Origin of the sequence: Halovalidus salilacus, assembly GCF_031852275.1 — an archaeon.
Lineage (GTDB): Archaea > Halobacteriota > Halobacteria > Halobacteriales > Natrialbaceae > Halovalidus > Halovalidus salilacus.
The window spans coordinates 741,245-765,694 of sequence record NZ_CP134700.1; the positions used below are offsets into that span (position 1 = coordinate 741,245).

The following is a 24,450-nucleotide window of genomic DNA, read 5'->3' on the forward strand; positions in this document are numbered from 1 at the left end:
TCACTCCTCCGCGTCCCGCGCCCAGTCGAGCGACCGTTCGATCGCGTCCATCCAGCGGTCGTAGCGAGCGTCGGCCGTGTCGGGATCCATCTCCGGTTCGAACTCCCGATCGACCCGCCAGTTGCTCGTGAGTTCGTCGAGGTCCGACCAGTAGCCCACCGCCAGGCCGGCCGCGTAGGCCGAGCCGAGCGCGGTCGTCTCGTCGACGACCGGGCGGACGATCTCCGAGCCGATGATGTCCGACTGGAGCTGACAGAGGAAGTTGTTCTTCACCGCGCCGCCGTCGACCTTCAGGCTCGTCATCTCGATGCCCGAGTCGGCCTCCATCGCCTCGGCGACGTCCCGAGTCTGGTAGGCGATGGACTCGAGCGTCGCGCGGACGACGTGCTCCTTGCGGGTGCCCCGCGTCATGCCCACGATGGTGCCGCGGGCGCGCTGATCCCAGTGGGGCGCGCCGAGGCCGGTGAACGCGGGCACGAGGTAGACGCCGTCCGTGGAGTCGACGCTCCTGGCGAGTTCCGCGGTCTCGGTCGGATCGTCGATCAGGGTCATGTCCTCGAGCCACTCGATCGCCGCGCCGGTGACGAAGATCGACCCCTCGAGGGCGTACTGGACGTCCTCGCCCGAGCGCTGGAAGCCGATCGTGGTGAGCAGGCCGTGTTCCGACTCGACGGCCTCGTTGCCGGTGTTCATCAGCATGAACGAGCCCGTCCCGTAGGTGTTCTTGGCGTCGCCGGCCTCGTAGCAGGTCTGGCCGAACAGCGCGGCCTGCTGGTCGCCGAGCGCGCCCGCGACCGGGATCTCGGCCTCGAGGAATCCGTCGGGATCGGTCGAGCCGTAGGTCGCCTCGTCGCTCGAGGGGCGGACCTCGGGGAGCATTTCCCGAGGGATGCCGAACTCCTCGAGCAGGTCGTCGTCCCACTCGAGGTCGTGGATGTTGTACAGCATCGTCCGCGAGGCGTTCGAGACGTCCGTGATGTGCTCGCCCGTCAGGTTGTAGATCACCCAGCTGTCGATCGTTCCGAACAGCACCTGGCCCTCGGCCGCGCGGTCGCGGATGTCCGCGGGCCGGGAGCGCTCCATCTTGATCGGGTCGGCGTTCTCGAGCAGCCACTCGGCCTTCGTCGCCGAGAAGTAGGCGTCGGCCTCGAGGCCGGTTTTCTCGCGGATCGTGCCGACGAGACCCGCCTCCTCGAGCTGCTCGACCCGGTCGGTCGTCCGCCGGTCCTGCCAGACGATGGCGTTGTGGACCGGCTTTCCGGTGTCGGCGTCCCACAGCATGGTGGTCTCGCGCTGGTTCGTCACCCCGATCGCCTCGAGCTGCTCGGGGTCGACGCCCGCCTGCTCGAGCGCCCGCGTGATGACGCTCCGCGTGTTCTCCCAGATCTCCATCGGGTCGTGTTCGACCCAGCCGGGTTCCGGGTAGATCTGTTCGTGTTTCTCGTACGCGTTCGCGACGACCTGTCCGCCGTGGTCGAAGACGATGAAACGCGTACCGGTCGTTCCCTGGTCTACCGCACCGACGTACGTGGTGTCTGGCACGTGTGGTCACCCCTGGTCCCACGCGACGTCTTTACCGACGGTCGCGTGATACTGATAAACAATATCTACGATCGTTATAAATGTTGTCGTTAGTGTACTGGGTTTTTCGGTCGGTACGGCGAACCAATCGACCGAGGGCACGATCGAAATTCTCGTTTTCGTACGAATACCCGGAGAACATTCGGAAACCGGTGTCAGTCATCGGTCCTGACAACAGCGAGACGGGGTCGTCCGCGACGGGTCGCGGCTGTCGGTTCTATTACGGACGATCGGCCACCGTCGATAAAATAAAGGTGCGCGCGTCCGAGGTACCGGTAACGGAATGGCACACGATACGGAGGTCCTCGTGGTGGGTGGCGGCTCGACGGGCTGTGGTATCGCCCGCGATCTGGCGATGCGCGGCCTCGAGGTGACGCTCGTCGAACGGGGCAATCTGACGGCGGGAACGACGGGGCGGATGCACGGCCTGTTGCACAGCGGGGGGCGGTACGCCGTCTCCGACCGGGCCAGCGCGCGCGAGTGCATCGCCGAGAACGAGGTGCTCCGGGAGATCGCCGGCCACTGCGTCGAGGAGACCGGCGGCCTCTTCGTCCAGCGGCCGGAGGACCCCGACGACTACTTCCGGGAGAAACTCGAGGGGTGTCGCGCCTGCGACATCCCGACGCGCGTCCTCTCGGGGCGGGAGGCCCGCGAGGTCGAGCCCTACCTCACGACGGACGTGAAACGGGCGATCGAGGTCCCCGACGGGGCGGTCGACCCGTTCCGCCTCTGCGTGGCGAACGCCGTCGACGCCGAGAACCACGGCGCGCGCGTCGAGACTCACGCGGAGGTGATCGACCTCCTGCGGGACGGCGACGACGTCTACGGCGTCGAGATTCGCCACGACTCCGGCCCCGGAAAGCGCGTCCACCGGTCGCCCGGCGAGACCGAGGAGATCACCGCCGACTACGTCGTCAACGCCACGGGCGCGTGGGCCGGCCGGATCGCCGCGATGGCCGACCTCGAGGTGGAGGTCCGCCCGTCGAAGGGCGTGATGACCATCATGAACGTCCGCCAGGTCGACACCGTGGTCAACCGCTGCCGCCCGAAGGGCGACGCGGACATCATCGTCCCCCACGAGACGACCGCGATCCTCGGGACGACCGACGAGGAGGTCGAGGACCCGGACGACTACCCCGAGGAGCGGTGGGAGGTCGACCAGATGATCGACACGCTCTCGGAACTCGTCCCGATCCTCCGGGAGGCGCGGACGATCCGCTCGTTCTGGGGCGTCCGACCGCTGTACGAACCCCCGGGAACCGGCACCGAGGACCCGACGGACATCACGCGCGACTTCTTCCTGCTCGACCACGAGGAGCGCGACGGCGTCGCCGGCGTCTCGAGCATCGTCGGCGGCAAGTTCACCACCTACCGGCTGATGGCCGAGAAGATATCGGACCACGTCTGCGAGCAACTCGGCGTCCGTGCCTCCTGCGAGACCGCCGAGGTCCCGCTGCCGGGCAGCGAAAACCTCGACCGACTCGAGGCCGCCATGGAGGAGTTCGGCCTCCGGTCGCCGGTCGCGCGCCGGAGCAAGCAGCGACTCGGTAGTCGGGCGGCCGAGGTGCTCGACACCGACGAGCCGAACCCGGTGATCTGCCAGTGCGAGGGCGTGACGCGCGCGGAGATCCGGGACGCAATCGAGGGCTCGGGATCGGACCTCAACGCCGTCAGGATCCGCACGCGCGCCTCGATGGGGAACTGTCAGGGAGGGTTCTGCTGTCAAAACATGGCGCACGAACTCCATCCGACGTACGACGAGGAGACGACGCGAGCGGCCCTCGACGAACTCTTCCAGGAGCGCTGGAAGGGGCAGCGCCACGCCCTCTGGGGGGAACAGCTCTCGCAGGCGATGTTGAACTACGCCCTCCACGCGACGACGATGAACCGGGACCGGGATCCGGCCGACCCCGACGCTCCGGCCGTCGACTTCGGCGCCTTCGACGGAGGTGATCGCTGAGATGCCCATCGAGGACGACGTCCTGGTCATCGGCGGGGGGATCGCCGGATCGATGGCCGCCCTCGCGGCCGCCCGTCGTGAGCCGAACGCCCGTGTCCGCCTGCTCTCGTACAAACAGAGCACGCTCCGCCACGCCAGCGGCCTGATCGACGTGCTCGGCTACCCGCCCGACGCGGGTGCCGCGAACGGCTCGAGGACGAGGCCCGGCGGTTCCGGCGGAACCGGGCCGCTCGCCGATCCGTTCGACGCACTCCCCGACCTCCCCGATGGCCACCCCTACGAGCGCGTCGGCGTCGACGCGGTCCGCGAGGGCCTCGCGCTGTTCGACGAGGTCGTGGGTGACGCGTACGCGGGCGACCACACGGACGCCAACGCGCTCGTGCCCACCCACGGCGGAACGGTGAAGCCGACCGCGCGCTACCCGACCTCGAGCGCCGCCGGACTGGCGAGCGACCCGCGGAACACCCTGCTCGTGGGATTCGAGACGATCACCGACTTCGACGCGCCGCTGGCGGCCGCCCACCTGCGCGCGGCGGGCGTCCCCTTCGACGTCGAGGGCGTCACCCTCCGGTTCCCGGGGATCAAGCGCGACGACGCGAAGGTCACCCGGTACGCTCGCCTGCTCGACCGCGACGAGTCGGCCGAGATGGACTCGGGGTGGGGGACCGAGACGGACGCTGCGGGAGCGGGTGAAACTACCGTGCGCGAGGCGCTCGCCGACGCGGTCGCCCCCCACCTCGAGGACGCCGGCGCCGACCGGGTCGGCTTCCCGGCGATCCTGGGGGCCGACCGGCCGGACGAGGTCAGGCGCGACCTCGAAGCGCGCCTCGGCGTCGACGTCTTCGAGGTCCCGATGGGGCCGCCGAGCCTGCCCGGGATCCGACTCGAGGACCTGCTCTACGGGACGCTGAAAGCCGAGGGCGTGCGGCTGACGACGGGCGTGCCGGTCGTCGATTACGAGGCCAACGCGGACGGGTCCGGCGCCGGCGACGGGACGCGGATCGATCGCGTGATCGTCGACCGGAAGGGCCGGGAGGTCCCGTACCGCGCCTCCCAGTACGTTCTCGCAACCGGCGGTCTGGTCGGGAAGGGCGTCCGGTCGGATCGACCGCAAGCCGTCGAGGGTGCGGAGGACGACGGCGCGTCGAACGGCCAGACCGGCGTCGTCTTCGAACCGATCTTCGACTGCCACGTCGCCCACTCCGGGGACCGCTACGACTGGTTCGACGGGGACGCCTTCGGCGACCACCCGTTCGCCCGGTTCGGCCTCGCCGTCGACCACGACCTCCGACCGCTCGACGACGGCGGAAGGCTCGAGTTCTCCAATCTTCGAGCGGCGGGCGCGGTCCTCGGCGGGTACGACTTCGCGGCCGAGAAGTCGGGCGCCGGCGTCTCGATCGCGACCGGGTACGTCGCCGGCGACCGCGCGGGCGAGGAGGCGAGCGGATGAGCGAACCGGCGACCGAACGGACCGATTGCGAGCGAACCGACGAGGAGATAATACCATGAGCGACGCAGAACGACCGACCGACGACCACGTACCGGGCGCAGAGCGCGAGGAGTTCGAACCGATTCAGGTCTTCCCCGAACCGGCTGAGATGGACCTCCGGCCGGGCGCGGACAACTGTTACAAGTGCTCGACCTGCGACACCAACTGCCCCGTCGCCGAGGTCGACGACGACTTCCCCGGGCCGAAGTTCCAGGGGCCCGAACAGTGGCGGCTCAAGCGCCAGGAGGACCACGACGTCGATCCGTCGGTGATGAAGTGTTCGAACTGCATGCGCTGCGATCACGCCTGTCCCTCCGAGGTGCCCCTCTCGCAAATGCACAACACCGCTCGAGGCGAGTACGTCGACGAGCACGTGGACAAACTCTCGCGGGAGTACGTCCGCAACCGCATCCTGGCGAACTACGGCCGCCTCGCGCCGCTCGCCGCCCGCTTCCCGCGACTTTCGAACGTCGTCATGGGACTCTCGATCACGAAGTGGCTGGGCGAGAAGACCCTCGGCATCACGAGCGAGCGGGAGTTCCCCGAGTTCGCCGAGCAAACGTTCAGGAGCTGGTGGGCGGAGCGAGGTGGGGCGAAGGTTTCGAGCGACGAGAAGCGGGTCGCCTACTTCCACGGCTGCTACTCCAACTACAACACGACCGAGGTCGCGAAGGCGTTCGTCCGCGTCTTCGAACACTTCGGCTACGAGATTCTGGTGCCCGAGCAGCGCTGCTCCGGCACGCCGATGTACGCCAACGGCATGCTCGAGGACGCCCGCAGCGCCGCCGAGGTCAACGTGCGCGAACTCGCCGCCGCCATCGACGGCGGCGCGGACGTGATCGCCTCCTGCACCTCCTGTTCGATGTCGCTGCGCCAGGAGTACCCCGAACTGTTCGACCTCGAGGGCGTCGAGCGCGTCTCCGAGCACACCTGGGAGGCCCTCGAGTACCTGCGCGTCCACGAGGACCTCGAGGGCGCGCTCGAGGGGACCTCGGTCGAGATGCCGAACTTCGCCTACCACGCGCCGTGTCACGCGCGCAACCAGGGGCTCGACGGGCAGGCGATCGAGGTGCTCGAGACGATCGACGGCGTCGAGGCCCGGGACGTCGGGGACTCCTGCTCCGGCATCTCCGGCACCTACGGCTGGAAGGCGGAGAATTACGAAACGTCCATGAAGATCGGGTCGGAAATGTTCGAGCACATGGAGGAGGCCGACGCGACGACCGGACTCACCGAGTGTCCGACCTGCTCGATGCAGATGGAACACGGGACCGGCTACGAGATCACCCACCCGCTCGAGGTGCTCGAGGCGGCGCTGGTGGACGGCGGCGCGGCCGTCGGCGGCGACGGACAGAACGCGGGCCGGTCGGGGGGAGCGTAGGCCGGATGGACTTAGCGGAGCGCATCGCCCGTCGACGCTCGACGCGCGAGGGAGATCGCGTCGTCGTCGACCGCGACCACCTGAGTCCCGTCTTCCACCGCTCCGAACCCGTCGGCCGCGGGCCCGTTCTCGAGCAACTGCTCGACGAACTCGAGCCCGTCTTCGACGGCGAACTCCCGCCGCCGGTTTCGGTCGTCGGTCCCTCCGGCGCCGGGACCTCCGCGATCGTCACGGCGCTGTTCGCGGCGCTGAACGAGCGCTTCGGCGACTCCCACCGGTGGATCGAGACGACGACGCGGGCCGGCAGCGGCCGTCCCGTCACCTGGTTCGTCTACGTCGACGGCCGCCGGGTCGAGAGCGCGTTCGCGTTCTATCGCGCGGTCCTCTCGGTGCTCTCGGCCGAGGCCGTCCCCGAGAGCGGCGTCGGCACCGACGAGCTTCGCGACCGGCTGTGCGACCGCCTCGACCGCGCCGACCGCCGGGCGGTGGTCGCGATCGACCACCACGACGAGCCCGAGACGCTCGCGTACGACCGCGCGACGGAGTTGCTCGAGCCCGTCGGCGGGAGCGTCTCGACGGTCGCCGTCGGCCGGCGCGACCCGGTGGGGTGGGCGGGTGAGACGGTCGCCGTCCCCGCCTACCGCGACCACGAACTGGTGGACGTGATCACCGACCGGACGTCGTCGGGGCTGGCCGCGGGCGCGCTCGACCACGGGCTCGTCCGCGACCTCGCGCGCTGGGCCGACGGGAACGCCCACGACGCCCTCGCCGCGCTCTTCGGCGCCGCCGTCCTCGCGACCGACGCCGACGGCGACCGCATCGAACCGGACCACCTCGAGGCGGCGAAAGCCGACGTCCCGGAGCCGTGCGTCCACCTCGACCGGGTGCTCGCGCTCTCCGAGACGCGCCAGCGCGTCCTGCTCGATCTGATCGCCGCCGACTCGGACGGGCGGCCGATCCGCGAGGTCGCCCCCGAGATCGCCGCGCGGTCGTCGCTGACCGCCGGGACCGTCAAGCGCTTTCTCTACGAACTCGCCGACCGCGGCGTCATCGAGCGCGTCCCCCTCCCCGCGAACGGGAGCGGACGCCGGCCGAGCACGCTCGAGCCCCGGTTTCCGACGATTCCGTTCCGGACGCTCGCCTCGATCGAAGGGTGAGCCGAGCGGACACGGGCGGGACCACCGTTCCCCGTCGTCGATGCGGAACCGCCGTCCGGCGCCGGCGTCGTCGATGGGGACCGATCTCCGCCGACGGTCACCGATGACGAGGACGGCGACCGCGGAGCGAACCGAGCAGACGCGCGTCCGACGGACGGCGGACGCGAGGGGGATGGTTTTTGGTTCCTCCCCCGAATCGTTCCACTGACTCACGCGATGACGATCGAATTCGACGGAACCGACGACCCGTCGGGGCTCGAGGTGTACGACCCCATCGAGCAGCGGCGCCTCCACGTTCGGACGCCCGAGTCGGTGGTCCCCTCCCCAGGCGATCCCGATCGGTTCCGGTTTCCGGTCGACGCGGTCTGTTCGATCGCGGCCTCGTCGCTCGTCTTCGACCAGCGGTACTACGTTCACGTCCACGGACCGGGGGGTGAGGACAAGCGCGGTATCGAGGTCGGCGAACGCCGCGACATCGACGCCGGTCCCGACGGCCGCTCGACGGTTCTCGAGCTGAGCGGCCCGCTGAAACTGTACTGCGAGTTCGACGCCCCCGCTTCGGTCGACGCCGGGATCAACGGGGTTCGGCTGTCGTTCGACGGCCCGGCGCCGATCGAGTTCGGGGCCCGTTCGCTTCACAAACGGCCCGCGGGGACGATCCGAACGCCGAGCGATCCGGCGTCGCTCCTGCGAGCCGTCTCCCACCTCCCCTCCGCGCTGAAAACGACGTCGCCGGACCGTTCCTGGCCGACGCTGCGCGGTCACCCGCCGCTGATCGACGTCGACGACGACCTCGAGGAACTCGAGATTCCCGACGTCTGCCGGCCCCCCGAAACCGACGTCACCATCGCGACCCCGCCGACGCACCGCCACCTCCTGACCGTCGCTCCGCTCGCGTTCTACCTCGGCGCGAGGCTCGAGACGGCCGACGCGCCGCGTCTCGAGACGGCGACCGGGACGCACGAACTCGGCGTCGACCGCTCGCTCGAGGACGACGTCGCCCGCTCGCTCAAGCGCGCGTTCCTCCTCGACTGCCTGGTGCGCACCGAAGGCCTGAACGGCGAGCACGTTCGCGAGCGGGACGCGCTCGAGTCGGCGCTGCCGTTCGACCTGCGCGAGACGTACGAAGCCGACCTCTCCACGCAACTCGATCGGTATCTCTCCGTTCCGTACGCGACGGTCGAGCCCCACGTGCCGCGGTGGCCACTCACCGCACACCTCCCCCCGACCCCCTCGAGCGTCGAGGTGCTCCCGTTCGTCGTCAACGAACTCGGCATCGTCCGCGAACCGCGAGGTCGGACCGTGGCGCCCGAATCGGCCACGTCCGCGGTCGACGTCGATGTGCCCCCCGTCGCCGGACCGCGTGCCCGCGCCGCGCCCGAACGGACCGTCCGATCGGCGGACGCCAACCGCGCGCCGCGTTCCCCGTCCGACGAGGACCTCGAGACGCCGACCGTCGTCGAGCCGGCGATCACCGACGAGTCGATCGAGCACGCCTGGTTCGGCGACGACCTGCCCAGGGGTGCGTCAAAGGCGACCCTCGAGGCCTATCGAAGTCAACTCGACCGTCGCGCGCGCAACGAGTCGATCGAAATTCTCGTCGTCTGCAACGACGCCCGCATGCTCGAGGAACACGACGTCCTCGACGAAACCTACGGGACGCGCGAGACGCTCCCGTTCGACGTCGACTCCGAGTTCGGCGTCTCGACGGCCGAACTCGAGGCGCTCCTGACCGCGGGCGGCTACGACTTCCTCCACTACATCGGCCATGCGACGCCGGAGGGATTGCGCTGTCCGGACGGCAAACTCGACGTCCGGGACCTCTCGAGCGTCGATCTGGGCGTCTTCTTCCTGAACGCCTGCCGATCGTACGAGCAGGGCCTCGCGCTCGCCCGCCGAGGCGCCTTCGGCGGCATCGCGACCGTGAGCGACATCGACAACGAGTACGCCGTCGAGATCGGCGAGACGATCGCTCGCCTGCTAAACCTCGGCTTCCCCCTCCGCGGGGCGCTCGAACTCGTGCGCGAGACGACGACCCTGGGCGATCAGTACCTCATCGTCGGCGACGGGTCGACGGACATCGCCCAGTCGGCCGGCGGCGTTCCGACCGTCGCCCGCGTGACGAACGAGCGGGCGGACGGCTCCCGCCCCGACGGTACCGCGTTCGAGGCGGGACTCGAGATCCAATTCCAGTCGTACCCGACCAAGGGATTACACGTCGGAACGATCTCGAAACCGGCCATCGAATCGGAGATGGACTGTCACCTGATCCCCCGAACCGTGACCGTGCCCCAGGTGTCGAAGTCGGCCTTCGAGGAACACCTCCTGTGGACGCCCACGCCGATCATCAGGGACGGTACCTTCCGGTGGAACGACGGCTTCAACATCGTCGACTTCTCGTGAACGGGTAGAACGGGTGTCGTCGCAGAACGTGTCGACGCTTCTCGGTTACCGGTCGTTCGACGCCCCGGCGAACTGCGCCGGCGAATGAGCGCCGACGATTGCACGCACGGCCGTCGGCCGGTAGCTCTTCCGTTCGCTACTCACGGGCCGGGGTAACTGATCTGACTGCCGGCGGCCATCCCCGCCTGGCTCAACAGCACGAACAGGCTGAACAGGACGCCGATCATTCGCGGGTGCGATTCGAGGTAGTCCGTCATGGTCTCTTTCACTGCCATCGCGGCCTGATATCTGTATCCAATGGTAATGAATTTATCTGAAAGTTGTAATCATAACGGCTGAAAATATAAATTTGCCTGCCACTAGTTCGAGAGGCCAACGGGGTGCGCGTAACGATCACGGGGCGGTTTCGCACGGTCTCCGGCCTGTTTCCCCCTCGAATCGTCGCTCCAGTGGCGAACCGGTGGGGCGGCGACGACTTTGCACCCCCGAATGTCGTCTCCTCGAACCCGTTCGGCACACTCGAGACCCTCCGTACCGCTTTTCGAGGGGATTCCGGTGTTCCTCGAGCACGTTATCGTCGCCTCTCGAGGGGACTTGTGTTCAACCATCAGTTCGGGCCGTAACGGCACGTGATTCCTCGCGGCAACTCGTACCCGCTCGACGCGGGTCGGACGCGCGCCGGTTGGCGTCCGACCCAGCTGGTCACCTCGACTCGATCAGACGAACCGAGTGAACGAACGCCCAAAATCAGTTCCGGCGTACCGTCGGGGTCGACCGATCACCGAATCGGCGCCACCACCGTCGGAACGGAAAGCAGCTACGCGCGTCGGATTCTCACTCCTCCGCGCCGCCCTCGGAGTCGTCGCCGATCGGCGTCTCTCCGCCGTCTTCCGTCTCCGAACCGTCGCCGTTCGCTTCGTTCTCCTCGTCTCCGACGTCGTCGACGTTCGTCCCGGCCTCCGGCGGTTCGAACGACTCGTCCTCGGCCCCCTCGAGGGTGACCTCCAGCTCCTCGCCGTCGACGACCGCCGTCTCGGAGACGTCCTGCTCTCCCTCGGCGATCGCCGTCGCGTTCTCACCGTCGTCGCTCGCGACGGTCACGTCGTAGTCGCCGGTCGCCTCGACGGCGCTGTCCGTGTAGCCGTCGTCGACGCCCAGTTCGTCGTTCGTCGCGTACGGCACGGTCACCTCGAACGTTCCGTCCTCGCCGACCTCCGCCTCCTGGACGTAGGTGAACGGTCGCTCGGTGTTCGTCTCGAGTTCGACGCTGGCGTACACCGTCGACCCTTCGGGCGCGTCCTCGGCGGTGCCGGTGAGCGTCGCGCCGTCGACGCGCTCGAACGTCTTGACGCTCGAGGTGATGTGCGCGTCCCAGATCTGCGCGCCGAGGTCGGTGTTGACCTCGCCTGCCTCGTTCGACTCCTCGAGGCTGGCCGCCATCTGGGCGGTCTGGGCGTTCCAGCTCGGATCGTCGAGCGCGTAGCGCAGCGGCAGGGAGTAGATCGGGCCCTGTTGCTGCTGGTTGAGCATCATCCCGCCGACCACCGAGTACTGGTCGTTCTCGTGGACCAGCCGGTAGTGTTCCATCTCGGCCGCGTCGTCGACGTACAGCGAGGCGAGCGTGGTATCGTCGTAGTTCTCGCTCGCGCTCGGCAGCGGCTGTCCCTGGGCTTCGAACTCGCCCTGCTCGACGTAGTTCTCGTAGCCCGGCCCGGACCACTGGGTGATCGCCGAGAACTTCGACCCGGCCATCGCGTCGTCGATCATCACGTAGCGCATCTCCTCGTCCGACTCGTCGGACTCGGCGACGATCTCCTCGAGGTCCTCGTTCGACTCGTCGCTGACGGACTCGCCGGTCCCGAGCGCCTCGAGGATGAGTTCGGAGCGCTCCTCGGAGTCGGCGGTGAAGTACGCGGAGGCCGATGTAGCGCCGGCCTGGAACGGATTCGCATGCGGAATCCGCTCGCCTTGCGTGGTGATCAGGTGGCCGTAGTCCCACCAGCTCATCACCCCGTAACCGCCCTCCGGGTAGTCGTAGTCGCCGTCCTCGGGGTACTCGTACGTTCCGTAGTAGTCGAGTTCGTCCGCGTTATCGGCGCCGCCGTAGGCGCCCGGCTCGGGCGTGTTGTCGGCGAGCCAGTGGTTCGAATCCTGCCACACCATCGCCTCCTCGTGCGGGCCGACGCTCTCGCCGCTGTCCCAGGTCGTCGCCGACGCGATCGGCGGCAGCATCGGCGCGAACAGCAACAGGACGACCAGGACCACGGTGAGCACCTGGTACGTCTCGAGCGATTTCAGGGACTCGCGCCCCCGCTCGAGGCTCACGTCGAGGTTCACGAGGTCCCACACGCCCGCGACGAACGCGGCGTTGACGATCGCCACCGCGAGCACGAGGTAGTAGGAGAAGCGCACCTGCGTCGCGGCCATGCTGGTCAGGAACAGCGACCAGATTATGACGAGGGTGTGTTCGGCGCGGAACTCGAGGCTGCGGAGGGGACGGATCGCGAGGAACGCGAGGCCCGCGAGCATGGTGTAGAAGGCCATGCCGAACTCCTCGACGACGTGCTGGGAGAAGTTCTCGGGGGGTTGGGCCTCCGCGATGGTGCTATCTGTAACGTTCGTTCCCACAGGTAGGATGCGTCGCACTGCGTTGTCGACGATCGTCCCGTAGAGGTCCGGCAGGAGAAGCCACATCAACAGGAACGCCGCGGTGATGAGCCCTCCGATGGCGATCGGATAGTACGCGCGCTCGATATTCCGCGCGTTCCACTGCCGGGCGAGCCAGGCCATGAAGACGCAGCCGACGGAGACGAGAATTGCAAGGAGTGGCTGCAGGTAGCCGAAACTCGTGACGCTGAATCCCGGCTCCTCGATCAGGACCGCAGTTACGAGTGCAGTTACGCCGAGGCTGACTGCGCCGACGAAGGCGACGTGGTCGGGCGAGACGCCGCGGACGTAATCGAGACAGAGGTGAACCGCGAAGAAGATGCCGAAGATGCCGACGAGGGCGACGGCCGACGGCCACACCCAGACGTACAGCGAGAGAGCGAGCCCCGCGAGAACCGCGTACAGTGTGGGCGTCTTGAGCGCGTCCCAATCCTTCGAAACGACGAGTTCGTAGATCGGTTTCTCGCGCTCGGCAACGCGGAGGGCGACCATCATCGAAACGACGGCGATCGCCATGAACAGCACTTCGCCGACGTGGTGGTCGAGCTGTCCCACGGTCGACCGGCTGAAGAACTGGCCGGGAGCCAACGCGAGGACGACGACGGAGACGATACCGCCGAACGTCCCGGCGAGCCGTCGTCCCCCGTAGAAGACGGGAATCGCGGTGAGCGCGGCCATCGCCGGGATCGAGAGGAGGGCGACGGTGTAGAGCGTCTCCTGCGACGGATTCCCGAGGCCGACGATCATCGCGACGGTGACGATGAGCTGGTCGAAGAGCGTCCCGAACTGTCCGACGTACCTGCCGGTCGGAAAACTCGTCCACACCTCGTAGGGCATCGTGTGTGGGTAGTTCTCTGAGGTCCACTGGATCACGCGCCAGTGATACCACGAGTCGACTCCCGCGAGTCTCGGGGTGCCGTCGTCGGTGACGAATCTGTCGAACTCCTGGGTTCGCGTCCAGAACATAAACGCGATCACGAGCCCCACGAGGGGGACGTGATACCAGTTTCGCCACGTCTCGAGGAGGGAGTGCGAGGTTTCGGATTCCTCCTCGACGTGTTCGGTGTCCGTACTCATTAGGTTGCACCAGACGCAAGCGGAGAATAAGCCTTGTCATATACGTGCCACGGCTTCATACCGGGGCTCACGACCCCTTTCGATTCCTGACCGTTTGATTCAGCTGCCAGTTACCTATTCAGGAATCAATCGACAGAAAGGCTTATTCGGCGTTCACCGCAATCAAACTCCGATGAAAGTCTCTGTCGTGATCAACTCATATTCTCTTGACCGGTACGACGACTTCTGCGAAGCGATCGACGCCGTTCTCGAACAAACATACGATCCTATTGAACTCGTGTTAGTGATCGACGGGAACCAAGCGCTTTACGAGCGGACGAAAGACGACTTCGGGCATCTCGATGGCGTCGTGATTCACCGCACTGAGGAGAACGTCGGAAACTCCGCAAGTAGGACGGTCGGTGGAATGCTTGCTAGCGGCGATATCGTCGCTGTTACCGATGATGACGGAGTCGCCGACCCGAACTGGGTTGAGGAGCTGGTAGCCGTCTACGAGGAAACCGATGCGATCGCTGTCGGAGGAAAAGTTGTCCCGCAATGGATCGACGGAAAGCCTCCGTTTTTTCCCGAGGAATTCTACTGGCTCGTTGGCTGTAACCATCGAGGATTCGAGGGCGAACACATGAGCGAAGTGCGGAATACGTTCGGTCCGAACCTCTCGTTTCGAGCGGAAGTATTCGAAGCTCTCGGAGGATTTAGCCACCACGTCGGTCGACACGGTGAGAAACAACTCCAAGCCCACGAAACCGAAATTTGTTCCAGAATGCACGAACTGTACGGTTGTGGCGTGATCTACACCGAAGATGCCGTGATCAACCACAAGGTCTATCCGTACAGGAACGATCCTAAGTGGCTCTTCAGACGGTGCTTCTGGCAGGGCTACTCCAAGCGCGTTCTCGAGCAACTGATTCCCGACTCAACGGGGAATGAGCAAACGTTTCTGAAGCGACTACTCGTTGAATTCATTCCTAACCGACTGACACGCCTTATCAAAAATCCCTCGACTAAAAAAGCAAAACAGCTCACAGCCATTTGCCTGTTTACTATTACGATCGGTCTCGGTTATCTATACGCGCTTGTAAGTGGCGATCTCATTGAGGAACGTGAAGAGTCGACCATCAGTCATACCGGTGGTGGCGAGGCGATTGACGAATAACCGGTTTCGACCATCCCGACAACACTATATTAACCATGTTCGATGTAACGATATTGTGGCTTAGGCCGCCGAAAGGAAAAGTCAGCGTACGGCGCGAACGGATCGCGGAGCATCTGCGCACCCGAGGCTTCGAGATCACGCTACGGGACATGACGCCACGATCTCTTATTACAACGGTACGCGACGTGCTAAGCGGTAAATACGATCTAGTCATCGGAAACGTCCGGGCCGGTCTTTACGTGGGTTATCCGCTCGCACTCATATCTCGAACGCCGTTTATCGGCGACGTATCGGATCCTATCACCGACATTGATACCCTCCCCTTCCCCTTATATCGACTGCTCGAACGGTATGAATTTTGGATCCTCAACTGCGTCGAGGAGGCGATTTATGTTCCGGAAGTCTATCGTGACGCCTCTGAACGCGGTCTTGACGGTCGGTCAGCACCAAATTCGGTCGACTTCGACCGGTTTTCTGACCCGGACCAGTCGATTGTCGACGAGAGTCGGGATATCCTCGTCGACAGCGGCGTCAATATGGATTCACCGATCGTAATTTACATCGGTGCGATTACTGAGAACCGATATATCGATCAGATCGTGGATGCGGCCAAGAGGACATCTAACTGGCAGTTCGTCATCATTGGCGAAGGACCACTCGAATCTGTCGTCGATTCGGCCAGCAATACGGTTCCGAATCTGTTCCGACTCGGCCCCTTTGACTATGAATTAATACCTGGTTTTCTCTCTCATGCGAATGCTGCTCTCTGTTTAGTTACGGTCGAACGACCGCTAAAGATTTCCGAGTACGGAGCAGCAAGCCTACCGACGATCGGGAACCCCGGCAAACTTCAGCGGGAGTTCTCCGACGAGGAAGTGTTTTTCACTCAACCGACTCCCGACGGGATCGCCGAGGCGCTCTCGCAAATCGAGGCTAATCCCAATGAGGCCGCACGGCGGGCGGCAAACTTGCGGGATGACGCACGTGAGCACTCGTGGAATGCTGTCGCCGACGTTTACGAAGCAGCGATCCGAAACAGACTATCCGAGTCGTTCGTAAAACGAGAGTAGCCGAGTCTGTTCGCGCTCCCAACAAAACTCCGTTTCGACGCGATTACGTGCTTGCTTTCCCATCGACGTCCGCTGACGCTCGTCGATCAGCAACTCACAGATCGTATTCGTGACGTGATTCGTGTCGCTAACGTCGATCAATCGGCCGAATTCCGGGTCAACGAACCGCTCCGTTTGTGGCGTCGCGGTTACGATCGGCGGTAAACCGGCGTACATGTATTCAAATAACTTCGTGGGTATCACGTGGTCGAGGGTATCTGGATCAAGCAACGCCAGTCCAAGATCAGCAGCTCCGAGATACGAGAATATATCTTGATAGTCTACGTATCCGAATTGAGTCACCACCGATTCGAGCCCGTAGCGGTTGATGAGGCGACGGGCCGCATCGGCGTCGCCACGTTCTGGTCCGAGCAACCAGAGCTCCGCGTCCACACCCCGCTCACGGACCTCGTGGAGGCACTCGAGCATCTCGAACCACCCGCGCTGTCGAGAGAGACCACCGACGTACGCCATCACATACTCATGGTCGCGTTCACAGGGCGCGTCGCCGATCGTTATATCCGAAATTCGGGGAAGTTCCGAACGACCTGTACGCGTTCGTGCCCTCGTTCGTTGAACTTCGTTCCGATATCCTCAGTCGCAACCGTGATGCCGTCGAACGCCGATGCGAAACCAGATTCGACTCTTGGAAAGAGTCGTTTAACCGCCGGATTGAGGAGATCCGGCGGGAAACTATAGTACGTAAACGCGGTTTCGTACGGTTCGTGAACGTCGTAGACGACTGCCGAATCAGATCTCTTCGCGATTGCATAACCGAGGGGAAGCAGTCCCGGATCGTGGAATTGCACAATGTCCGGATCCTGTCGCAGAACTACCTGGTAGAGGTCCGAAAACGACCTCAGTTTTGAGCTGTGCGAGGACGCAGTACCGACCTGAATCACCTCGATTCCGTTGCGCGTCGTCGATTCACCACGCAGCGAGACGATTGAGACGTCGTATCCGGCGTCCTGAAGCGTTCGCGATATTTTGTGGAATATTCGCGTATCGAACGGATCGTGAGACGAGGTGAGCTGGCAAACAGACGGCACGGGTGTTGCTTGCTGATCCACCTTCATTGAGGTTTCGAGTTTCGATAACGAACACTCATAGTGAGGGAGCACAGGACATCTCGTATGCAGGAACTCGAAAACAATTCGATCGGCGAAGGAACGTCGATAGCGGATTTCGTGGCAATCCACAATACTGAGATCGGTTGCGACTGCCAAATATGGAGATTCGTCAATATATACGGTGTGACAATCGGCGATGAGTGTATGATCGGTTCGTTCGTCGAAATTCAGCGTGACGTAACGATCGGGGATCGCTCACGAATCCAATCACATGCATTCATCTGCTCTCTCGTCGAGATCGGGGCCGACGTGTTCGTGAGCCACGGGGCAAAGTTTGTTAACGACCGGTCGCCCCCGAGCGGTGACCGAGACGAGTGGGAATCGACGACCATAGAAGGCGGTGCTGTCATCGGTACGAACGCCACGTTGCTTCCAGTCACCGTCGGGAGGAACGCGCTCGTCGGCGCTGGTGCCGTGGTCACCGAGGACGTCCCAGAAAACGCTATCGTTGCCGGAAATCCAGCTGAAATCATCGGCTATCGAGACCAGGAATAACCGAGATCTGTGGGGTCAATCGAAACGACTTGGTTGGTCTCGTCTGCGATGATCGCTTGCTGGAGAAGTTCGACCGTCGCAGCTCCGACGTTACCAGGTGCACGTGGGGCCGACCGCTCGTTAACCGCATCGAGGAAGTCCACGACCTCCGCACGAAGCGGCTCCCGGTTTTCGACTTCGTACACCTGGCGGCCATTTTCGCGGGCGGTAAGCGACCCCTCGTCCTCGATTACCTTGCTATCGTAGATTTCGACGACGTTGTCTTCCAGATAGTCAACGTACGCGGCTCGTTCCGAACCGACGACGGTTAGATCACGCCGCTTTCCAAACACCGGTACCTGCCACGATTCGTTCAATACGGCTGTTGCACCATCGTACTCGAGAACGACCGTAGCCGTCTCGTCGATTTCCTCACGAAGATTAGAATCGAGTTGACAGTACATTCGGTCGGGCGTTGATTCGAGTAGATAGTTACTAATGTCGATGTCGTGGACCGCAAGCGAGTACAGCGTTCCAGCCGTTCGTCGCGGCGCTCGGAACGAGTAGCGGTTCGTGTGGAGGTACTTAATGTCCCCGAGTTCGCCGCGATCGATCCTGGATTTCAGATTGGAGAGAGCCGGGTGATGGCGGAAGATATGGCCGACGGCGAGTACTCGGTCGTGAGCCTTCGCAGTTTCTACTATTTCCCAAGCATCTTCGCTGTCGAGCGCGAGCGGCTTTTCGACGAGAAGGTCGACACCCGCTTCAAGTAGCGGAACGGCAATGTCTCGGTGCGTCGGTGATGGAGTAGCTATCGTCGCCGCGTCTATGTCGCCCGATACGAGTTCGGCAGACTCGGTGACGTACTCGACGTCGTATTGTGATGCGACTTCCGACACCCGGTCCTCGTCAGCGTCACAGAAGACTAGCGAATCGATAGCGCCTTCATCGAGGAGTTCAGCTCCGACCCGTGCGTGGTTCGACCCCCAATAGCCCGTTCCAATAACTGCGTAATTCATGCGTAGAACCCCTCGATTGCGTCGCAGACGGCATCAATCTCATCGCCCGAGAGTCGCGGATGCATCGGGAGCGACAGGATTCTGGGCGAAAGACCTTCCGTGATTGGTAACGCCGTCTGACCGACGCGTTCGACTATCGGTTCTTCTTGGTGAACGGGTGTCTCGTAGTGAATCCCGGTTTGGATCCCCTGTGATTCAAGGTGATGTTTCAACTGAGACCGGTTCTCTGCCTGAATCACGTAGAGGTGGTAGACGTGTTCGTTCGCCGGAGCGACCGTCGGTGTCTCAATCTCGGGAATCGCGGCGAGTCGATCATCGTACTGACGAGCGGCATCACGTCGTCCGTCGTTCCAGTCGTGGATGTGCGTCAACTGTTTGCGGCCGACGGCAGCCGAAACTTCGTCCATCCGGTAGTTGAGTCCGAGACGAACGTGGTTGCCGGATTCGTTGCGACCGTGGTTTCGAAGTGCACGAATCTCGGCTGCAAGTGCATCGTCGTCGGTAACGACCATGCCGCCGTCTCCGGCAACGGTCATGTTCTTCGACGGATAGAAGCTGAACGCTCCTGCATCGCCGATGCTCCCCGCGTACTCCCCGTCACGCGTCGCGAAGTGGGCCTGGCATGCATCTTCAACTACGTGTAGATCGTGTTCCGCGGCGACGTCCAGGATCGCATCCATCTCCGCGAGCTGTCCGTAGATGTGTACCGGAACAATTGCCGTTGGTTGGTCTGCATCCGCAACTTTTTCCGCCAGATCGTCCGGATCGAGAGTGTACGTCTCTGGATCGACATCGACGAACACCGGATTCGCACCCATCGAGAGAACGGGACTCGCGGTTGCATAGAAGGTGTGACTCGGAACGAAAACGTCGTCGTCCGGACCGATTCCGAGTCCGTTTAACGCGAGTTGAATGGCCGCCGTTCCACTCGAGACACCGATAGCGTGTTCCACACCACATTCAGATGCGAATTCGGCTTCAAACTGTTCGAGTTGGGGCCCCTTGACGTACCGCGTACCCCGGAGAACGCTTTCGACGCTCTTAACGATCTCGTCATCGACATAAATGTCCGTAAATGATACTTCGTCAGGCATTGGCTCGTATATGAGCTACGGTGGTCACTTTATAACCCTATTGTTATCGTGATTAGTGCCCATATTCAATCATGTGGCCGGTATTTTATCCGGGTTTGGGGGTCGAAGATGTGACGTGCAGAACGAATATTCGGAGTTAGCTAACGTCTTTAATACTGCACTTCCGAGAATCGTGAGTGATAATCAGCATACCGACTACAAATAGATTTCTTCACTCATCGCTATAGCCAAAGTGCACTTTATAGCGGTACCTAGCCGCGTCTCACCCCGATTTCCTCGAAGACAGTTAATTAGCCTTGTTTAGACGCGGTGCAGATCGCTCTCTACGGTCTTTATCTGAATAACGGAATTGGATCGAGAGGCTCTCACGGGAAGATTCTCTTCACCCAACAGAGCCACTACCCTACCAATTCAGGAGCGTCTAAACAAGGCCCAGTTAATTTATTCCGTCAGTATCGCCGACGTGGAATCCATCGCTTTGATTTCCGGGACGAGGTTTATCGATTCTCCCTCACGTTGGTTGTACATCTAATAGGACCATGACTCCGGTTGAACCTGTTTCCACTGCTCCCCGACTTCCGCAACCGATCCGAACCAGGCGCCTAGCTTATCAAGTTCTTCTAATGCTCGTTGATAAGTTTCCCACCAGTCGTCCCACGCTATGGTGTGGGGATGCCACGAAAGCGTCAAAACACCACCAGTTTTACGGACTGCTTCACCCAATTGTTTTATGTACTCTATGGCGTGGTCTGGTGTGAGATTGAGTCCTTTCGGTCGAAAGAGTGCAACGTCCTGGATGCTCAGCGGAATCTCAACGAGATCGAGACGCTGTCCGTTCCTAAGGTCGTACAGATTCCAGGGATACGACGATCCATACCGGAAGCCGATATTGGAATTGAAGCCGATCGTTGAGTCGAACTCAAAACCGGCAATGTCTTGGGCAAGGGGAGTCTCTCGAGGATCGAAATGCAGATAATGCTGACGTACACTTCTTATGTCCTCTCCTACGACTGATTCCAACTGCTTTTTTTGGTGTTCTAATTCGTGCGGATCGTCGTAGGAGTACCATGTCGGGTGTAGACCGATTTCCCACCCGCGGGCGTTTATCTCACACATCATCCCTGCGATCGTCATCGCGATCCCGTCGAAGCGTACCGTATCGGAGTGGCGATATCCGTGGTCGCTGATGTGTGACCGTCCCCACTCATTCGGAAGGAAGAAGAACGTCGACGTGGCGTCGTACTGCGCCTCGATCTCGAGCCATCGGTCGAACTGGTGATATGGGTCCGCGTTCCAGGACGTGATGGAGGTCGCGGCGCTCAGAAACGCGTCTGCAACCCCCTTTGCAGCCCCGATAATACCGGGCTCATCGACGTGAGAGCGGTAGGTCTCGTCGGCGTGATAACGCGCCTTCGCTCGCGTCATCGCCTTTCTAAATCCCGGACGGACTGATAATGCCGATACGTGGTCGACATCATGAGTAAGACAGACTGCAAATTCGTTGCCACCCGGCCATTTGGGCCTTTCATTGAATTTGTAGGAAAAATGCGTGTCAACAATAGGGGTGTATAGCAACCCTCGTCTATTCAGTATGTTATAGCCATAGTCCGGTACAACTTCGTGGCGAAGATTAAGAGCGTCAGTTAATTCGGCTTCGTATTTACCTGTTATCAGGCGGTTTATCTCAATATTATTGACATTACCTATATTCATGTTATTATCTTCCTTGTCCTCTGTTTATCGCTTTCTCATAACTGCTACTGCAACACAATACTACCGAAATGTGCTCTAATTGGAGGGGTGAGATCATCATCGTTTCTAAGTCTATTTTGGGGATCAAGGTATTTTCCCCAAAGAGACGCTCAATAACGTCACAGGTAGAGGTCAAGGGAAAATCTAGTGGTCAGAGGGGATTTATTTTCATCTCAGAAATCACCTCCTTTTGACTTCGCAGTGCCCAACATAGGGGTAGACGGCCAGAAACAATTTCCTGATCTCGACTGCGGAGTGTTCGAACACTGTTCCCTCTGGTCGTTGAACGTGCGGTCGCAATTGTCGGGACGGGGTATAGGTATTAGCTATACTCTCAACGGCCTTGTTTAGACGCCTGAATTCATGGCTTTGAGCGGTCGAGCGCGAGTTCGATGTTTCTGACGGCACACTTCAGTACGAGTTCGCGGAACTGACCGAACCACGTTCGAGCGCGGACGATTTCGCCGTATTTTCGCCGCAGCGCGAAAAACGTCGATTCGACGTTCGACCGTTGATGATACGTTGTATCATCAATCAAGATATTACCTGCAACGCCATTCCAGCCAAATTCACGGTGCTTGATCACCGGTTTCACGCCTTCAGCACGAAGTTTCTGACGAAGTAGCCACCAGTCGTAGCCTTTGTCGGCAGTGAGAACACTCACTTTGCCGAGGTTTCGTTTTAGCACTTGCCAGCCAATCCGAGAATCGTGCGGTTGTTTCATCGAGCAGTGTATATCGAGAACCACACCAGTCTCGCAGTCGATCAAGACGGTCGTCTTGACCGCGCGAAACGTGTAATTCGTCCGTTTGGCGTAGTGCTGGCTGGCCGAGATCCGATCCATGCCGGTCGCGTCGATCGCCTGGATCTCGCCGGTGTCGTGCAGCTCCGCCGACAAACGTAGTAAGACGCGCCAGATCGGCATTTTGAGTCGCTGATACCGGGCGCAGACGGTGGAAAAGTCGGGCAGTTCAGACGGTTCTAGACCAAGAATTCCGACGATTCGTGGCATCTCGTAGAGGACATCCAGCAACCGCCGATACGGATGATCGAGATACTCCCGAAGACCATGCAGAGCGACGATTACCCAGTCTGCGTAGCCTCCTTCTCCGGGTTGAAACGCTGGATCCGGCTCTCCAGCGACGGCTTTTTGAGCGAGCGAGACAACTTGTCTCGTGAAGCGGGCGAGTTTGCTGGACACAAATTCGCCTTCTCGCTTCATTTCCTAGAACGTTCGACAAGTAGCGACTCTTGCTAGAACCCTAGAACTTACTAGTGAAGGTTCCTCCGCAGAGATCTCGAACGTCTAAACAAGCCCCTCTCAACTAAGGAAAGTCGTTCGGTAGTTTCTACATTATGAACTCTCTTCTATTTTGTCACCTCCGCTGGTGTCTGTCCGTTAAGTGATTGGTGGGGTCGTTGTGTGTTATAGTAGTGTACGAATTGTTCAAGCCATTCTCTGACGCTCGCCCGACTTCCCACCCACGAATTATGGAAGCGGTCAACTCGCATATTCAGGGTGTGAAACCACTTTTCGATCAGGTTTCGCTCGACGTAGTCGAGGTGACCGCTTACACCCAATCGAGAGAGGGCAGTCAGATACCCGTAGCCATCAACGAGAAACACAGCATCAGAGAGATCGTGTTTCTCGGTTAAACGATGTAGGAACGCAGCGGCTGGGTCGGTGCCTCGTCGTCCGAACACTGCGACATCAAGAATGAGCCGTGAGTCTAGATCTATTGTAGAGTACACCTAAGACCACTTGCCGTGGCTCTGGTGAATCGCCATAAGGCGGCGGGATAGGTCGTCAAATCAAAGGAAGTGAAACGGGAAACCCGCGGTGGTTATGTCGAAGATCTCCCGCTTCACATCGAAAGCGGTCACGTTAGCTAAAAATGTTGTTGGTGGCCGAGGCGAAGTCGCCGCCCCCGAAGGGGGTGGCGGCTTCGCCGATTATGCTCTTGTATCGCTCCACTGTCTACGGATTTACCTCGGTGAGTCGTACCGCAACGCTCTCGATCTGCTGAGCGAGATGCCGCGTATTTTGGCCGAGATCGGACTTGAAGAGGACGATCTCCCTGACCACTCGACGTTGGTAAAGGCGTTTGATAGGTTCGAGATGAAGGTCTGGCGAGTGCTGCTGCGGCTGTCGGCGCAGCTGCACGACACCGCCGAGGACGCTGCGATGGACGCGACCTTCTTCGACCGTGAAACCGCTAGCAAGCACTACTGTCGCCGGACGAACTATCGCGTTCAAACACTGAAAACGACCGCGCTCGTCGATACGAAAACACAAGGTGTGCTTGACGTTCACTGTACGACCGAGAAACGTCACGACACGCAGATCGGCTGGCAACTCGCCCGCCGCAACGCGGGCGAGATTGCCAGCCTCGCCGCCGACAAAGGCTACGATTGGATGCGATTACGCGAGAAATTGCGCGAAGAAGGCGTGAGACCGCTGATCAAGCACCGCGAGTTCCGACCCATCGATTGCGCGCATAACGCGCGCATCGATGGGTCTCTATACGGCCAACGAGCGCTGTCTGAGACCGTCTTCTCGACGATCAAGCGCACGCTCGGCCACGCGGTGCGTGCCCGAGCGTGGTACCGCGAATTTCGTGAGATCGTTCTGATGTGTGCGGTCTACAACATCAAGCGAGCCGTGAAACAGTGAGATCAAACGCCGTCTGGCGATTCACCAGAGCCCTTGCCGTTAATCTTGACAGCAGTCTCATCAACCGCGACCCGAGATGGCTTCGCCATCGGCGGGTCTGGCACGCTGTCAGCCAGCCAATGTACCTAGTGCCAGATTGTTTGATGCGAGCGTTCAACGCCGAGCAAGCGAAGAATTGCTTGTGTCTCTCGATGTGAACACCCGGTCGCGTGGAGGCGGATGGCGAACACCCTGACGGGCGTCGCCGTCCGCTCTCGCTCCCAAGCTTCATCAAATTCCGCCGAGTACATTCGCTGAGCAGGTCTGCGAGCATCATCCTAAACTTAC

At 61.8% G+C, this 24,450-nt stretch carries 18 protein-coding genes and 3 pseudogenes; 9 read left to right on the top strand and 12 right to left on the bottom strand.

What is annotated here, in order from left to right; genetic code table 11:
* Positions 1-1,542 carry a glycerol kinase GlpK gene (glpK, locus tag RJT68_RS03655; RefSeq protein WP_407039022.1) on the bottom strand — a complete coding sequence of 514 codons (1,542 nt, stop codon included), beginning with the start codon at positions 1,540-1,542 and terminating at the stop codon, positions 1-3.
* 322 nt (positions 1,543-1,864) lie between these two features.
* On the opposite strand from glpK, the gene glpA reads away from it, so the two are divergent.
* The 5 genes from glpA (at position 1,865) to RJT68_RS03680 (ending at position 9,971) form a co-directional block, all read left to right on the top strand.
* Positions 1,865-3,541, top strand: coding sequence for an anaerobic glycerol-3-phosphate dehydrogenase subunit GlpA (glpA, locus tag RJT68_RS03660; protein WP_407039023.1), 1,677 nt, complete (start codon positions 1,865-1,867; stop codon positions 3,539-3,541).
* 1 nt (position 3,542) lies between these two features.
* Complete coding sequence (glpB, locus tag RJT68_RS03665; protein ID WP_407039024.1) at positions 3,543-4,991, top strand: glycerol-3-phosphate dehydrogenase subunit GlpB; 1,449 nt, start codon at positions 3,543-3,545, stop codon at positions 4,989-4,991.
* 55 nt (positions 4,992-5,046) lie between these two features.
* Entirely contained in the window at positions 5,047-6,411 is a 1,365-nt protein-coding gene (locus tag RJT68_RS03670) for an anaerobic glycerol-3-phosphate dehydrogenase subunit C (RefSeq protein ID WP_407039025.1), read from the top strand.
* Between the two features lie 5 nt (positions 6,412-6,416).
* Positions 6,417-7,568 (top strand): Cdc6/Cdc18 family protein, encoded by a 1,152-nt coding sequence (locus tag RJT68_RS03675; RefSeq protein WP_407039026.1) that lies wholly within the window; start codon positions 6,417-6,419, stop codon positions 7,566-7,568.
* Between the two features lie 216 nt (positions 7,569-7,784).
* Positions 7,785-9,971, top strand: a complete 2,187-nt coding sequence (locus RJT68_RS03680; RefSeq protein WP_407039027.1) for a hypothetical protein — start codon at positions 7,785-7,787, stop codon at positions 9,969-9,971.
* A 140-nt stretch (positions 9,972-10,111) separates the two neighbouring features.
* Here the strand turns inward: RJT68_RS03680 and RJT68_RS03685 are convergent, their stop codons facing one another.
* Positions 10,112-10,246 (bottom strand): DUF7503 family protein, encoded by a 135-nt coding sequence (locus tag RJT68_RS03685; RefSeq protein WP_407039028.1) that lies wholly within the window; start codon positions 10,244-10,246, stop codon positions 10,112-10,114.
* A 559-nt stretch (positions 10,247-10,805) separates the two neighbouring features.
* Complete coding sequence (locus RJT68_RS03690) at positions 10,806-13,715, bottom strand: oligosaccharyl transferase, archaeosortase A system-associated (RefSeq protein ID WP_407039029.1); 2,910 nt, start codon at positions 13,713-13,715, stop codon at positions 10,806-10,808.
* 172 nt (positions 13,716-13,887) lie between these two features.
* Here RJT68_RS03690 and aglG point away from each other — a divergent pair, with 172 nt between their 5' ends.
* Both aglG and RJT68_RS03700 read left to right on the top strand, forming a co-directional pair.
* Positions 13,888-14,871 (top strand): glucosyl-dolichyl phosphate glucuronosyltransferase, encoded by a 984-nt coding sequence (aglG, locus tag RJT68_RS03695; protein ID WP_407039030.1) that lies wholly within the window; start codon positions 13,888-13,890, stop codon positions 14,869-14,871.
* Between the two features lie 35 nt (positions 14,872-14,906).
* Positions 14,907-15,941, top strand: coding sequence for a glycosyltransferase (locus RJT68_RS03700; RefSeq protein WP_407039031.1), 1,035 nt, complete (start codon positions 14,907-14,909; stop codon positions 15,939-15,941).
* On the opposite strand, the gene RJT68_RS03705 is transcribed toward RJT68_RS03700, so the two are convergent.
* Together RJT68_RS03705 and RJT68_RS03710 are read right to left on the bottom strand one after the other, a co-directional pair.
* Positions 15,912-16,457, bottom strand: coding sequence for a glycosyltransferase family 4 protein (locus tag RJT68_RS03705; RefSeq protein ID WP_407039032.1), 546 nt, complete (start codon positions 16,455-16,457; stop codon positions 15,912-15,914). The two genes, RJT68_RS03700 and RJT68_RS03705, sit on opposite strands and share 30 nt — an antisense overlap.
* A 38-nt stretch (positions 16,458-16,495) precedes the next feature.
* Complete coding sequence (locus RJT68_RS03710; protein ID WP_407039033.1) at positions 16,496-17,050, bottom strand: glycosyltransferase; 555 nt, start codon at positions 17,048-17,050, stop codon at positions 16,496-16,498.
* 63 nt (positions 17,051-17,113) lie between these two features.
* On the opposite strand from RJT68_RS03710, the gene RJT68_RS03715 reads away from it, so the two are divergent.
* Complete coding sequence (locus RJT68_RS03715; protein WP_407039034.1) at positions 17,114-17,605, top strand: acyltransferase; 492 nt, start codon at positions 17,114-17,116, stop codon at positions 17,603-17,605.
* Here RJT68_RS03715 and RJT68_RS03720 read toward each other — a convergent pair.
* From RJT68_RS03720 to RJT68_RS03745, 6 genes and pseudogenes are all read right to left on the bottom strand, one after another.
* Complete coding sequence (locus RJT68_RS03720; RefSeq protein WP_407039035.1) at positions 17,587-18,603, bottom strand: Gfo/Idh/MocA family protein; 1,017 nt, start codon at positions 18,601-18,603, stop codon at positions 17,587-17,589. The two genes, RJT68_RS03715 and RJT68_RS03720, sit on opposite strands and share 19 nt — an antisense overlap.
* Positions 18,600-19,697, bottom strand: coding sequence for a DegT/DnrJ/EryC1/StrS family aminotransferase (locus RJT68_RS03725; protein ID WP_407039036.1), 1,098 nt, complete (start codon positions 19,695-19,697; stop codon positions 18,600-18,602). Before RJT68_RS03725 ends, RJT68_RS03720 begins: the two co-directional genes overlap by 4 nt.
* Before the next feature lie 528 nt (positions 19,698-20,225).
* A complete protein-coding gene (locus RJT68_RS03730; protein ID WP_407039037.1) occupies positions 20,226-21,410 on the bottom strand; it encodes a polysaccharide deacetylase family protein in 1,185 nt (394 codons plus the stop codon).
* Positions 21,411-21,656: 246 nt separating this feature from the next.
* Positions 21,657-21,751 (bottom strand): annotated as a pseudogene (locus RJT68_RS03735) (IS1595 family transposase); the annotation flags it as partial.
* 59 nt (positions 21,752-21,810) lie between these two features.
* Positions 21,811-22,671 carry an IS5 family transposase gene (locus RJT68_RS03740; RefSeq protein WP_407037550.1) on the bottom strand — a complete coding sequence of 287 codons (861 nt, stop codon included), beginning with the start codon at positions 22,669-22,671 and terminating at the stop codon, positions 21,811-21,813.
* Positions 22,672-22,817: 146 nt separating this feature from the next.
* Positions 22,818-23,201: pseudogene (locus RJT68_RS03745) on the bottom strand (integrase core domain-containing protein); the annotation flags it as partial.
* Between the two features lie 94 nt (positions 23,202-23,295).
* Between RJT68_RS03745 and RJT68_RS03750 the strand changes: the two are divergent.
* Positions 23,296-24,123, top strand: a complete 828-nt coding sequence (locus RJT68_RS03750; protein ID WP_407039038.1) for an IS5 family transposase — start codon at positions 23,296-23,298, stop codon at positions 24,121-24,123.
* Between the two features lie 26 nt (positions 24,124-24,149).
* On the opposite strand, the pseudogene RJT68_RS03755 reads toward RJT68_RS03750, so the two are convergent.
* A pseudogene (locus tag RJT68_RS03755) lies at positions 24,150-24,436 on the bottom strand (IS6 family transposase); the annotation flags it as partial.
* Positions 24,437-24,450 lie beyond the last annotated feature (14 nt).

Bases quoted from the DNA above. Each gene is read 5' to 3' on its own strand.
- glpA (WP_407039023.1), top strand. From the start codon at position 1,865: ATGGCACACGATACGGAGGTCCTCGTGGTGGGTGGCGGCTCGACGGGC.
- glpB (WP_407039024.1), top strand. From the start codon at position 3,543: ATGCCCATCGAGGACGACGTCCTGGTCATCGGCGGGGGGATCGCCGGA.
- RJT68_RS03670 (WP_407039025.1), top strand. From the start codon at position 5,047: ATGAGCGACGCAGAACGACCGACCGACGACCACGTACCGGGCGCAGAG.
- RJT68_RS03675 (WP_407039026.1), top strand. From the start codon at position 6,417: ATGGACTTAGCGGAGCGCATCGCCCGTCGACGCTCGACGCGCGAGGGA.
- RJT68_RS03680 (WP_407039027.1), top strand. From the start codon at position 7,785: ATGACGATCGAATTCGACGGAACCGACGACCCGTCGGGGCTCGAGGTG.
- RJT68_RS03685 (WP_407039028.1), bottom strand. From the start codon at position 10,246: ATGGCAGTGAAAGAGACCATGACGGACTACCTCGAATCGCACCCGCGA.
- RJT68_RS03690 (WP_407039029.1), bottom strand. From the start codon at position 13,715: ATGAGTACGGACACCGAACACGTCGAGGAGGAATCCGAAACCTCGCAC.
- aglG (WP_407039030.1), top strand. From the start codon at position 13,888: ATGAAAGTCTCTGTCGTGATCAACTCATATTCTCTTGACCGGTACGAC.
- RJT68_RS03700 (WP_407039031.1), top strand. From the start codon at position 14,907: ATGTTCGATGTAACGATATTGTGGCTTAGGCCGCCGAAAGGAAAAGTC.
- RJT68_RS03715 (WP_407039034.1), top strand. From the start codon at position 17,114: ATGCAGGAACTCGAAAACAATTCGATCGGCGAAGGAACGTCGATAGCG.
- RJT68_RS03720 (WP_407039035.1), bottom strand. From the start codon at position 18,603: ATGAATTACGCAGTTATTGGAACGGGCTATTGGGGGTCGAACCACGCA.
- RJT68_RS03725 (WP_407039036.1), bottom strand. From the start codon at position 19,697: ATGCCTGACGAAGTATCATTTACGGACATTTATGTCGATGACGAGATC.
- RJT68_RS03730 (WP_407039037.1), bottom strand. From the start codon at position 21,410: ATGAATATAGGTAATGTCAATAATATTGAGATAAACCGCCTGATAACA.
- RJT68_RS03740 (WP_407037550.1), bottom strand. From the start codon at position 22,671: ATGAAGCGAGAAGGCGAATTTGTGTCCAGCAAACTCGCCCGCTTCACG.
- RJT68_RS03750 (WP_407039038.1), top strand. From the start codon at position 23,296: ATGTCGAAGATCTCCCGCTTCACATCGAAAGCGGTCACGTTAGCTAAA.